This window comes from Acidiphilium sp. MT5, from assembly GCF_054767495.1.
This window is the reverse complement of sequence record NZ_BAABMR010000011.1, coordinates 15865-28652: the sequence shown is the minus strand read 5'-3', so window position 1 is coordinate 28652 and position 12788 is coordinate 15865. Positions and strand designations below refer to the sequence as shown.

9 protein-coding genes are annotated in these 12788 nt (G+C 63.8%); 5 read left to right on the top strand and 4 right to left on the bottom strand.

Features of this window, described 5'->3' with window-relative positions; translation table 11 throughout:
- Positions 1 to 12 precede the first annotated feature (12 nt).
- Positions 13 to 1218: a hypothetical protein gene (locus ACYUCQ_RS12355; RefSeq protein WP_460254845.1), complete on the top strand. Its 1206-nt coding sequence runs from the start codon at positions 13 to 15 to the stop codon at positions 1216 to 1218.
- 61 nt (positions 1219 to 1279) lie between these two features.
- Here the strand turns inward: ACYUCQ_RS12355 and ACYUCQ_RS12350 are convergent, their stop codons facing one another.
- The 3 genes from ACYUCQ_RS12350 to ACYUCQ_RS12340 all read right to left on the bottom strand — a co-directional run bounded on the left by ACYUCQ_RS12350 (position 1280) and on the right by ACYUCQ_RS12340 (position 4244).
- On the bottom strand, positions 1280 to 2389 hold the full coding sequence (locus tag ACYUCQ_RS12350) for an S-(hydroxymethyl)glutathione dehydrogenase/class III alcohol dehydrogenase (protein WP_460254844.1): 1110 nt from the start codon (positions 2387 to 2389) through the stop codon (positions 1280 to 1282).
- A 72-nt stretch (positions 2390 to 2461) separates the two neighbouring features.
- On the bottom strand, positions 2462 to 3439 hold the full coding sequence (locus tag ACYUCQ_RS12345) for an NAD(P)H-dependent glycerol-3-phosphate dehydrogenase (protein ID WP_460254843.1): 978 nt from the start codon (positions 3437 to 3439) through the stop codon (positions 2462 to 2464).
- On the bottom strand, positions 3432 to 4244 hold the full coding sequence (locus ACYUCQ_RS12340; RefSeq protein ID WP_460254842.1) for a 23S rRNA (adenine(2030)-N(6))-methyltransferase RlmJ: 813 nt from the start codon (positions 4242 to 4244) through the stop codon (positions 3432 to 3434). The genes ACYUCQ_RS12345 and ACYUCQ_RS12340 overlap by 8 nt, the downstream gene beginning before the upstream one ends.
- Positions 4245 to 4334: 90 nt before the next feature.
- Here ACYUCQ_RS12340 and ACYUCQ_RS12335 point away from each other — a divergent pair, with 90 nt between their 5' ends.
- From ACYUCQ_RS12335 to ACYUCQ_RS12325, 3 genes are read left to right on the top strand one after another with little or no spacing between them, the layout of a single operon-like run.
- A complete protein-coding gene (locus tag ACYUCQ_RS12335; RefSeq protein ID WP_460254841.1) occupies positions 4335 to 6155 on the top strand; it encodes a M3 family oligoendopeptidase in 1821 nt (606 codons plus the stop codon).
- Positions 6156 to 6157: 2 nt separating this feature from the next.
- Positions 6158 to 7516: an ABC1 kinase family protein gene (locus ACYUCQ_RS12330; protein ID WP_460254840.1), complete on the top strand. Its 1359-nt coding sequence runs from the start codon at positions 6158 to 6160 to the stop codon at positions 7514 to 7516.
- 13 nt (positions 7517 to 7529) lie between these two features.
- Complete coding sequence (locus ACYUCQ_RS12325; RefSeq protein WP_460254839.1) at positions 7530 to 8243, top strand: class I SAM-dependent methyltransferase; 714 nt, start codon at positions 7530 to 7532, stop codon at positions 8241 to 8243.
- Here the strand turns inward: ACYUCQ_RS12325 and hrpB are convergent.
- The gene (gene hrpB, locus ACYUCQ_RS12320) at positions 8232 to 10691 is read right to left on the bottom strand and encodes an ATP-dependent helicase HrpB (protein ID WP_460254838.1); all 2460 of its coding nucleotides are present in this window, start codon (positions 10689 to 10691) and stop codon (positions 8232 to 8234) included. The genes ACYUCQ_RS12325 and hrpB overlap by 12 nt on opposite strands.
- A gap of 46 nt (positions 10692 to 10737) precedes the next feature.
- Between hrpB and ACYUCQ_RS12315 the strand changes: the two genes are divergently transcribed.
- Positions 10738 to 12786, top strand: coding sequence for a protein-disulfide reductase DsbD family protein (locus tag ACYUCQ_RS12315; RefSeq protein WP_460254837.1), 2049 nt, complete (start codon positions 10738 to 10740; stop codon positions 12784 to 12786).
- Positions 12787 to 12788: the final 2 nt, after the last annotated feature.

Here is a 12788-nt window from a genome sequence, read left to right as displayed (position 1 = left end):
AACGCGGTTGAAATGATCCGCCGCCGCGCGCTGCTGACCGGGCTTGCGCTCCTGCCCCGGCTTGCGCTCCTGCCGGTCAGCGCGCGCGGCGCTTCACCCAAGCCCCTGGCGGATCGGTTCATCGCGCCGATCCTGGCCCGGCTGAACGCACTTCCCGCAGGCCCGGCTTTGCTGGCGAGCTACCCGGATCTGACCGGCAGCCCCGCACGCTTTGCCACTGCCAATCGCCACACCGCTTATCTGTATGACAACGCCTTGGCTGGGCTGGCACTGCTTGGCACCGGGCATGGTTTTCACGCCACGCGCATCGCTGATGCGCTGGTGCGCGCCCAAAACCACGATCCCGATTATCATGATGGGCGGTTGCGCAACGCCTATCGCGCCGGGGCGATGACGGTACCGGTGGCCCTGCCCGGCTGGTGGGATGCGCGCCTCAACCAATGGGTCGAAGACCCGTATCAAGTCGGCGCCGAAGCCGGGCCAATCGCCTGGGCGATTTTGCTCTGGACGCATTTGATCAAAGCCGGCTTCAACGCCGCCCACTATCGGCACGCCGCACAGCGCGCCGCCAACTGGATCACCAGCACGCTGCGCGACCAGGCTGGCTTTCGCGGCGGGGTGTTTGGCTTTCCACCGCACCCGCAAAAGCTGGGCTGGGTGAGCACCGAGCAAAATCTCGATCTCGCCGTGGCGTTCGCCGCGCTCGATCAGCCCGCCGCCGCCGCCCATGCGCGCCATTTCGTGCGCCGGATGCAGGATGCGAAAACCCACCTGTTCAATGCCGGCCTCACGCCCAGCGGCGCGATCAATCCGATGATCGCGGCGGATGCCAATCTATGGCCGGTGCTGGCCGGGCTGGCCGGTGCCGCCACCGCACAACAGGCGCTGGCGCGCCTCGGTTGGCCACGCAGCAATCCCGCCGGTATCGGCTTTTCCGAAGCAAGCCAGGGCATCTGGATGGAAGGCACCGGCTTTGCCGCCCTCGCCCTGCAGCGGATCGGCGCCCCGGCCCTTGCCGCGCGCTTCGCCGCAACCATCGCCGCGCATCAATCAGACGGGGCCTATGTGCTGGCGACCAGCACGCCCAAGCTTGCAACCGGCCTGACGATTGGGCCGGATCGCAGCGCCGAACAATTCGATTATTACCGCGTCCCCGCCCTGGCACCCACCGCCTGGGCGGCGATGGCGCAGGCCGGGGTTTCGCCGTTCAACCGTTAGAGTTGCTTTCTGACGATGAGTTTAGGCCGAATCTGTTGGTCAGACCAAAGCCAATATCGATCTAATACACCACCACGCTGCGAATACTCTCGCCACGCCGCATCAGCTCGAACCCTTCATTAATCTGCTCGAACGGCAGCACATGGGTGATCAGATCATCGATATTGATTTTCTTCTCCATGTACCAATCGACAATTTTCGGCACATCGGTACGCCCGCGCGCGCCACCAAAGGCGGTACCGCGCCAGTTGCGCCCGGTCACCAGTTGAAACGGCCGGGTGGAAATTTCCTGACCCGCCCCGGCAACGCCGATAATGATCGAGGTGCCCCAGCCGCGATGGCAACATTCCAGCGCTTGGCGCATCACTTTGACATTGCCGATGCACTCGAAGCTGAAATCCGCACCCCCATCGGTCAAGTTCACCAAATAGGGCACCAAATCATCGCCAATTTCCGCCGGATTGACGAAATGGGTCATGCCGAATTTTTCCGCCATCGGCTTACGGCCCGGATTCAAATCAACCCCAATGATCATGTTGGCCCCGGCCAGCCGCGCCCCCTGCACCACATTCAACCCGATGCCGCCCAGCCCAAACACCACCACATTATCACCGGGCCGGACATTGGCGGTGTTGATCACAGCACCGATGCCGGTGGTAACCCCGCAGCCAATATAGCAAATCTTGTCGAACGGCGCGTCCTCGCGCACCTTAGCCAACGCAATCTCTGGCAGCACGGTGAAATTCGCGAAGGTCGAGCAGCCCATATAATGCATCACCGGCTCACCATCGCAGGAGAACCGGCTGGTGCCATCGGGCATCACGCCTTTGCCCTGGGTGGTGCGAATCGCGGTGCATAGATTGGTCTTGCGCGACAGGCAGGATTTACATTGCCGACATTCCGGCGTGTAGAGCGGAATTACGTGATCGCCCTTTTTCAGCGTGGTCACGCCGGGGCCAACATCAACAACGATGCCCGCGCCCTCATGCCCAAGAATCGCCGGAAATAACCCCTCCGGGTCCGCGCCGGACAGGGTATATTCATCGGTATGACAAATGCCGGTGGCTTTGATTTCCACCAGCACTTCGCCCGCCTTCGGGCCATCCAACGTGACGGTGCCCAATTCCAGCTTGGCACCCGCTTTCCACGCAATCGCTGCCCGTGTCTTCATGATCTTGCTCCTATTGGGGTCGTTTTTGGATCATGCGGCGCCGGATAATACAAGATCGCGCCGCGTGATTGGTCAGATTTCATCGCGCTGGCTACGGCTGAGCAGGCGCGTCATCGCGGCGGGCACATCAATCACCCCGGCCAGCAAATCACTCACCGCCTCGGTAATCGGCATCTCGATCCCGTAGCGCCGCGCCCGGGCCAGCAGCGCCGGGGCGGTTGCGACGCCTTCCACCACCGCCGCGCCCAGTTGCGGCACAATCCCCTGCCCCAGCGCCAGCCCAGTGCGATAATTGCGGCTCGACCCGCCAGTGGCGGTCAGGATCAAATCACCCAGCCCAGCCAAACCGGCAATTGTCTCCGCACTACCGCCCAGGGCGGGCGCCAAGCGGCTGATTTCCGCCAGCCCGCGGGTAATCAGCCCGGCGCGGGCATTTTCACCTAAGCCCGCCCCGATCACCGCACCGGCGGCAATCGCGATCACGTTTTTGGCAGCGCCCCCCAACGCGCAACCAATCGGATCGGCACTGCCATAAAGCCGCAGCCGCGGGGTGGCGAGCCGGCTGAGCAGCGCCGCGCGCCACGCGCCATCGCTGGTGGCCAGCACCGCCGCCGCAGGGAGCTGATGGGCGATTTCATGGGCGAAATTCGGCCCGGTCAGCACCGCAACCCGGCGCCGGGGCGCTTCTGATACGATAATTTCCGGCCCCAAAAGCTGGGTGCCGGTTTCCACCCCTTTGCAGCAGAGCACCAGCCCCGCATCATTGGGCGGCAGCCGCGCCAAGCTCGCCCGCACATGCTGCAGCGGGCAGGCCAACAGCACAATATCCGCCTGAGCGGGCACCTGATCGCGAATCTGCACAAACGGCGGGATCATCACCCCCGGCAAGTGCTGACTAACCCGGCTCGCCTCCAGCGCCGCCGCCCGCTTCCCATCGCGCGCGACCAGCGCCACCGCCTCGCCACGCCCCTGCGCTGCCTGGCCAAGCACAATAGCGAGCGCCGTGCCCCACGCGCCGGTGCCCAGCACCGCGATCCGGGCGTTACTCATCGGTCACCCGCGTCACCGCGCCAAACGCACCCGCCTCGGCAAAGGCACTGAGCAGCGCGTCCAAGAGCGTCTGCGCCTCCTCGGCGAAGCGAAATGGCGGGTTAACCACCACCAAGCCGCAGCCATTCAGCCGGGCCGGATCGGTGGGGGTGCGCCAGGCGAGCAGGCAATCGATCACGTCAGTAACCCCCATGGCTTGGAGCGTGGCATGAAAATCGCGCACCGGTGCGCGTGATTTCAGCGGATACCACGCCGCATAGACGCCAGAGCGAAACCGGGCCTGCGCGCGCGCCAAGGCGGTTGCCAGGGTGGCAAATTCATCGGTTTGCTCAAAAGGCGGGTCGATCAGCACCAAAGCCCGCCGCTCGGGTGGCGGCAACAACGCTTTCAGCGCCGCATAGCCATCGCGAATATGCACATGCACGCGCGGATCATCACGATAGCGCCGCCGCAACGCCGCGCCATCCTCTGGGTGCAATTCGCACAATACCAACCGATCATCGGGCCGCAGCAGCGCCTGCGCCAGTGACGGCGAACCGGGGTATGAATCCGTCGCCCCGACTAGGCTCAAATAATCAGCCAGCGCCGGTGGGGCCTGTGCGCGCAGCCGGATAATGCCGCTCTGCGCTTCCAGCGTCCGCTGGGCTGCCGGTGAGCGCAAATCATACGCCCCCAAACCGGCATGGGTATCGAGAACCATCAACGGCTTGGCCTTACGCTGCAGGCCGCGCAACAGCGCCACAAACAGCGCGTGCTTGACGCAATCGGCCTGATTGCCCGCATGAAATTCGTGACGGTAATTCATCGCCCCGCCCATACGGCGAACCCAGCATTTCCGCCAGCCTGTTTCACACCGTCTCTAGCGTGCGACAGCGGGATCGGGCATGGAGCAGCGATGCGTTTCGCCCCCCCTTACGCGCCCGATCCGGTGCGCGCTGATCACGCTGGCACCAAGCTGCCCGCCTGGGATTTGCGCGATCTCTATCAGGGGCCGACCGATCCGGCGATTGACGCTGATTTCGCCCGCCTCGCCGCCGCCGCCCAGCAATTTCGCGCCGATCTGCAAGGTCAACTCGCGTCCCAGGGCGCGCCCGCCCTCGCCGGCGCGATTGATCGCTATCAAACCATCGAAACCGGTCTGGCCCGCTTGCACGCTTACGCTCAACTTCGCTTCAGCGCCGATCAAACCGACCCTGACACCGGCAGCTTCATGCAAACCATCACCGAGCGCGTGACCGCGATTGGCCGCGATCTGGTGTTTTTCGCCCTTGAGCTGACCCGGCTCGATGATCGCGCTCTGGATGCCCATCTGACCGATCCGGCCTTAGCGCGCTGGGCGCCGTTCCTGACCGATTTGCGCAGCTTCCGGCCCCATTTGCTCAACGATGATCTGGAACAGCTCCTGCATGACAAAGATGTCACTGGCCATGCCGCCTGGGCGCGGCTGTTCGATGAGGTGATGGCGCGGCTGCGCATCGCCATTGGCGGCAGCGAACTTACGCTGACAGCGGCGCTGGACCGGCTTTCCGATCCAGATCGGGCGATGCGCGGCATCGCGGCGCGGGCGATTGGCGCGGCCCTTGAGCGCGAAGCGCCGGTGCTCGCGCTCATCCTCAACACCATCGCCAAAGACAAAGAGATCAATGATCGCTGGCGGCGTTATCCCAGCCCGATTGCTGCGCGCAACCGCGCCAACCGGGTCGATGATCGCGTGATCACCGCCCTGACCACAGCGGTGACCGAGGCCTATCCAACCCTGTCGCATCGCTATTATCGGCTAAAAGCGCGCTGGCTGGGCTATCCGAAACTCGCCCATTGGGACCGCAACGCCCCGCTGCCCGGCGATCAAACCCGGCCGATCCCCTGGGCCGAAGCCACCGCCTTGGTGCAGGGTGCCTATCAGCAATTCAGCCCGGAAATGGGCGCAATTGCCGCGCAATTTTTCACCAAACCGTGGATCGATGCCGCGCCACGGGCCGGCAAATCCGCCGGTGCCTTCGCCCATCCCACCGTGCCGGATGCCCATCCTTACATCGCGTTGAATTATCAAGGCCGCCCGCGTGATGTGATGACGCTGGCCCATGAGCTGGGCCACGGGATCCATCAGGTGCTCGCCGCCCCGCATGGCCATTTGATGGCGGCAACCCCGCTCACCCTCGCTGAGACCGCCAGCATGTTCGGCGAGAAATTGGTGTTTGACGCGCTGCTCGCCGCCGAAACCGACCCGCAACGGCGGTTTTTGCTGCGCGCGCGCAAGGTTGAGGACATGCTGAACACGGTGGTGCGCCAGATTGCGTTTTTGCAATTCGAGCAGCGCGTGCATGCCGAGCGCGCGGCGGGCGAATTATCGGTCACGCGGATCAACGAGATCTGGCTTGACGTGCAGCGCGCCAGCCTTGGCCCGGCTTTCGAATTTTCCGACGATTTCAAGCTGTTCTGGGCCTATGTGCCGCATATGGTGCACACGCCCTTCTATGTTTACGCCTATGCGTTCGGCGATTGTCTGGTCAATACTCTGGTCCAGCTTTATCGTGAGGCTTGCACTTGCGGGCGCACGGATCATTTCAGAGAAGCGTATCTCAACCTGCTGCGCGCGGGTGGCACCCGCCCCTATCGGCAATTGCTCGAACCATTCGGGGTCGATCCGGCGGACCCTTCCTTCTGGCAGCGCGGATTGGGATTAATTGCAGCGATGATCGATGAGTTGGAAGGCTAATCATGACCGACGGACGCGACGAAGGCGGCACGATTTTTGGTGAAATCAAGCGGTTTGCCCGCACCTCCGGGGCGGTTTCGGGCATCGCCGCGCGCATGGCCGGCGAGCGCATGTTCGGCATTCGCGGCGACCGGGCGCGCCATGCCGAGGATTTGAAAGCGATTCTGGGCGGGCTGAAAGGCCCGATGATGAAAGTCGCGCAAATTCTGAGCACAATCCCGGATGCCTTGCCCGAGGAATATGCCAGCGAGCTTGCCCAGCTCCAGGCCAACGCCCCGGCGATGGGTTGGGCGTTCGTGCGCCGCCGGATGACCGCCGAATTGGGCAATGGCTGGGAGGCCAAATTCGCCAGCTTCAGCCATGAAGCCGCCGCCGCCGCGAGCCTCGGCCAAGTGCATCGCGCCCGCCTGCCCGATGGCACCGATGTGGCGTGCAAACTGCAATATCCCGATATGGCCAGCACCGTTGAGGCCGATTTGCGCCAACTCAAACTGGCGATGGCGGTCTATGCGCGCATGGATAACGCGATCCACCAGGATGATATCTACCTCGAACTGGTCTCGCGGCTGCGCGAAGAGCTCGATTATCAGCGCGAGGCCGCGCAAGCGCGGCTTTATACGCTGATGCTCACCGGCCAGCCCGACATCGTGGTGCCAACCCCGGTCGAGGCGTTTTCCACCAAGCGCCTGCTCACCATGTCCTGGCTCGAAGGCATCGGGATGCAGAAATTCCTCGATTCCAACCCCGATCAAGAGGCGCGCAACCGGGTTGCCCGTGCGCTGTTCCGCGCTTGGTATGTGCCATTCTACCGTTATGGCGTGATCCATGGCGATCCGCATTTGGGCAATTACCAGGTCAATCCGCAGGGCGGGATCAATCTGCTCGATTTCGGCTCAATCCGGGTGTTCGGCGCGCCCTTCGTTGCCGGCGTGATCGAACTCTTCGAAGCGATCCGCACCAACGATGATGACCGCGCCCACCACGCCTACACGGTTTGGGGCTTCTCGGACATCACCAAGGAAAAACTCGATGTGCTGAACCAATGGGCGCGGTTTCTCTATGAACCGCTGATGCAAGACCGGGTCCGCTCGATCCAGGAAACCAACGATGTCACCTATGGCCGCAGCGTGGCCGAGCAGGTTCATGCCGGCCTGAAACGCACTGGCGGGGTGAAGCCGCCGCGCGAATTCGTGCTGATGGATCGCTCCGCCATCGGCTTGGGCAGCGTGTTTCTGCGTCTGCGCGCCGAGCTGAACTGGCATCAGTTGTTTCACGAAAGCATCGGCCATTTCGATCCGGTCGCTCTGGAACACCAACAAGCCGAAGCGCTCGCCACTGCCGGCGTGCCCAAACCGCTATAACGAGGCGTTATTCATGGCCATTTTATCGCGCGGCTGGCGCGCCGGATTACTAGGCCGGGCCTACCGGAAAATCCTGCATTCATGGTATCTGAACGATCTCGCCTTTGACGTCCGGTTACACGCCAAGCGTGAAGCCGTGTCCTATATTGTTGAGCATATGCAAGCCGCGATGATGCGCCGCGACCGGTTCGATTTGCTGCGCTTTGCGTTGAGCCGCGCGCCCGCGCAAGGGTTGGTGCTCGAATTCGGCGTGGAAAAAGGCCTGTCAATCGCCTGCCTCGCACAAGCCCTGCAGGGCCAACCTAGCCAACGCGTGGTGCATGGTTTTGATTCGTTCGAGGGCCTGCCAGAAGATTGGGCTGGCACCGCCGAAGCGCGCGGCGCCTTTGACCGGCGCGGGCAATTGCCGAAAACCCCTTCTAACGTCAAACTGCATGTCGGCTGGTTCGATGCAACCCTGCCCTCCTTTCTCGCCAGCACCGATGAGACTGTGGCGTTGCTGCATGTCGATTGCGATATTTATTCCTCCACAAAAACGATATTCGATCTTCTAGCGGATCGGATCAAGCCAGGCACTGTTATCGTTTTTGATGAATATTTCAATTATCCCGGCTGGCGTCAGCATGAATATAAAGCATTCCAGGAATTCTGCGCCACCCATCAGCGGTCCTACATTTATCTCGGCTATGCCGGCGAAAAAGGTCACGTCGCGGTGCTAATGACCTGACGGGCGCCGGCGCGGCGCGGCCAGCCACGGCTGTTCCGGCCAATCATGCTTAGGATATCGCCCCCGCATATCTTTGCGCGCATCAAGCCAGCCCGCCCGCCAAAATGCCGCCAAATCCCCTGTCACCGCAATCGGCCGGCCGGCGGGCGAGAGCAGCGCGCATTGCAGCGGGATTTTGCCGCCCGCTAACAACGGCATTGCCGCCAACCCGTAAAAAAACTGCGCCCGCGCTGCCAAAAGTGGAACCGATGCCGTATAATCAATCATCACCGCACCGCCGGGCAACGCCATCCGCTCGGGCAGCAATGAAGCCAAATCACGTTGCTGCGGATAATCCAACCGATCATGCAAAATCTTGGCCAAATCCAGCGCAGCGACGTCGCGCAGGCTGCGCAGCCCGGCAATATGCGGGCATAGCCACTCATCCAGCGTCGCATGCAGTGTCGCCATGGTATAATCAGGCCAGCGATCCGGCGCGATCGCGCGCAATAACGCGATGCGGGCTTGCAACTGCGCCACCGGCTCAGACCAGGTGAGCCGCTCTGGCTTGGCCAAAATCGCGGCGCGCAACGCCGCCTCGGTCTCTGCCGCACTGGCGCGTTCCGCCCGATCCGCGAGCACGAGCGCACCGAGCCGCACCCGCTCACGGGTCAGCACCGTGCCCGCGACCGGATCCACAGCGGTCTCGCGCGTGCGGGTTAAACGCTCTTGCAAAATTATGGGCAAATTCTCAGGATCAATCGGTGCTGCGAGGCTGATTTTCGCAGCTCCCCGCCCGCCCATTGCGGCAATCGCGAGCAAAGGCGCGCGTGCCAGCCGATCATCCGGCTCTAACGCCGCACCACCACCCCCAGCCAGCCGAAACCGCCCTGGCTCCCCGCGCCGCGCTGCGACCCGATCAGGGAACGCCACCGCAATCAACCCTGCCGGATCGCCCTCGGCCACCGCATCCCGGCGCAAGCCCAACCGCGCGCGATACCGCGAAGCTGCCTGGCGGATCAGCGCGACAATCGCGCCATCACCCGCCCCGCGCTCGCGCAACGCCTCCAATCTCAGCGCAATATCAGCTGATGGTTCATGACGCAGCGGATCGCGCTCCTCTAACAATGCCGCAAGCTCCGCCGCCAAAGCCCGCTCGCCCTCGGTGCTGGCCGCCAGCATCATCGCCGCCAAGCGCGGTGCGGCGCCCAAAGCAGCCATGCGCCGTCCCAAATTGGTGATGGTCGCACCCTGCAGCGCACCCAATTCCGTCAGCAAATCGCGCGAAGCTGTCAGCGCGCCCTGCGGTGGTGGATCGATGAACGCAAGCTCTTCCGGCGCCGTGCCCCAAGCCGCGCAAACCAACACCAATCGCGATAATTCAGCATCAAGAATTTCTGGCCGGTCAAACTCCGCCAAGCCGCGCTGCAACGAAGCCGACCAAAGCCTGATCGCCACCCCCGGTGCCTCGCGCCCGGCGCGCCCGGCGCGTTGCTGCGCCGCCGCCCGGCTGATCCGGCGCGTGACCAATCGCGTCAAGGCGGAGCCTGGATCAAATTCCGGCGCGCGCCGATACCCACCATCGATCACCACACGCACACCCGGCAAGGTGAGTGATGTCTCGGCGATGCTGGTCGCCAAAATAACCCGCCGTCCCGGCCCCGGCGTCAGCACCCGCGCTTGCTGCTCGGCTGGCAAATCCCCATAGAGCGGCACAATCTCAGCCGAAATCCCGGCCAATTGCTCCTGAGTGCGCCGGATTTCACCAACACCCGGTAAAAACGCCAAAATATCCCCCGCATACAGGCTGAGCGCCCCGCGCACCGCCCGCGCCATCGCACCGGGCAAATCGCGCAGCGCCAGCAAGTCACGCGGCTCATGGATCAATTCAACCGGATGGGAGAACCCATCGCTGGTGATCACATTGGCCGCCAACAGCGCCGCCAGCCGGGGCGTGTCGGCGGTGGCGGACATCGCCAAAATCCGCAAATCCGGGCGCAATTGCCGCTGCAAATCCAACACCAGCGCCAGCGCCGTATCGGCCTCCAAGCTGCGCTCGTGAATTTCATCAAATATCACGCAGGCCACACAATCCAAGCCCGGATCATCGAGCAGGCGCGCCGTCAACAAGCCCTCGGTGATAATTTCGATGCGCGTGCGCGCCGACACCACCCGTTCCAATCGCGTTGAATAGCCGATCAAGCCGCCCGGCGCCTCACCGCACAACGCGGCCATGCGCTGCGCCGCCGCACGGGCCGCCAAGCGGCGCGGCTCCAGCATAATAATTCGCTGATCCGCCACCCATGGCTCGCCGTGCAGCACCAACGGCGCGAGCGTGGTTTTTCCCGCGCCGGGTGGCGCGACCAGCACGGCATTGGGCCGCTCACGCAGGCCAGCGCATAAATCAGCCAGCACCGCACGCACCGGCAGCGTGGCGATCCGCGGATCAAGGCTCGAAAAAATATCCATCGCCGGGCGGTTAGCATCGATCCGCGCTTTATGCGATAAACAGATTATGTCCTTTTGCTCTGTCTGGCTGCGCCGCAGCATCAATGCCCTGTTGCTTTTGACGCTGCTGGCCCCCAGCGCCTGGGCCGCGCATAGCAACGTGATCGCCACCAGCCGCGATCAAGTCTCGATCGTCTCGGCCACCCAAGCCGCCTCAGGTCGCACCATCCAGCTTGGCCTGCTGTTCCGCCTTGCGCCGGACTGGCATATTTACTGGTCCGATCCGGGCGATGCCGGCGAGGCACCCAGCCTCACCCTCAAAAGCCCAGCGGGCGCCACCGCCAGCCCATTCACCTTCCCCGCCCCCGCCTGGCTGGTCGCCAGCGGCGTTGGTGATTATGTGGAAACCGGCACGGTGCTGCTGCCCTTCACCCTGACCCTGCCCGCCGCCGCTAATGCGCCGAGCCTGCCGATCACCGCCCAGATTGATTGGCTGGTTTGTAATCCGAAAATCTGCGTCCCCGAACATGGCCGCTTCACCCTGAACCTGCCGGTCACCACTGGCCCCGCCGCGCCCTCCCAGGAAGCCGCCTTGTTCACCGAGGCCGCTGCCAAAACGCCACGCCCCTCGCCCTTTCACGCGACCATTGCGGCAAACGGCTTGCTCACCCTCACCGGCCCCGGCCTGACCCGCCAAGCCATCGCCCAGGCCCATTTTTATCCGGACCACGCCGCCGCCATCGCCAATGCAGCGCCCCAGCCCCTGCATGTCGGCGACCATCAATTCAGCCTGATGCTGCATCTCGCCCCCCATGCCTCTGCTGGCCCGCTGACCGGCGTGGTCGAAATCACCGATCCGAGCGGCCAAACCCAAGCGCTGAGCATCCGCGCCGCGCGGGTCGCCGCTGCCGCCCTGCCAACGGCCCAGAGCGTGCCGCTGATCATCTGGATCGCCGGCGCCTTGCTCGGCGGATTGATCCTCAATCTGATGCCTTGCGTGTTTCCGGTGCTGGCCATCAAAGCCCTCGCCGTCGCGAGGCTGGGCGAAAATAACCGCCCGCAGGCGCGGCGCGATTCGCTCGCCTATAGCGCAGGTGCGGTGTTTGCCATGATGGCGCTCGGCACCACACTGATCGCGTTGCGCGCCGGCGGCGCCGCTTTGGGCTGGGGCTTTCAGTTCCAATCACCCATTTTCATCGCCGCAATGATCTGGCTGGTCCTCGTCATCGGGCTGAATTTCGCAGGCATGTTCGAAGTCACCGGCCTTGAGCAGCTCGGCTCTGGGCTGGCTGCGCGCGGCGGCATGCTCGGCAGTTTTGCCACCGGCCTGCTCGCGGTCATCGTCGCCACCCCCTGCACCGCACCGTTTATGGGCGGTGCCATTGCTGCGGCCCTGGCCGCCCCCATCCTCGCCGGCCTCGCGATTTTTGCCGCCCTTGGGCTGGGCATCGCCCTGCCGTTTCTGGCACTCGGCCTGATCCCCGGTTTCGCCCGGCTGTTGCCGCGCCCCGGCGCCTGGATGGAAGTGCTCAAGCAAATCCTGGCTTTTCCGATGTTTGCCACCGCCGCCTGGTTGCTCTGGGTGCTCACCGCCGAGGCCGGCGCCACCGGCGTGCTGATCGTCACTGGCGGTGCGGTGCTGATCGCGTTTGCACTCTGGCTGCTGCGCTTCGCCGGCGCTTTCCCGCGCGGCCTTTCGCTCCTTGCCGTCATCGCCGCCATCGCTTTGCTGCCACGGCTCACCCCGGCTGCGCATGCGAAAACCGGCATCGGAATCGCTGGCGCCACCGCCTTCTCCCCCACCCAACTCGCCCGCCTACGCGCGGCCGGCACGCCGGTTTTTGTCGATATGAGTGCCGCTTGGTGCATTACCTGCCAGGTCAATGAGCGCGTCGCCCTCGAACCCGCCGCCGTGCGCGCGGATTTCACCCGTCATCACATTATTTTGATGCAAGGCGATTGGACCAGCCGCAACCCAACGATCACCCGCTATCTCGCAGCACACCACCGCGATGGCGTGCCGCTCTATGTCTATTATCCGCCGCATCAGCCCGGCAAAATTCTGCCGCAAATCCTCACCCCATCCCTCGTCGAAGCCGCCATCGCCGGGCGTTAGTT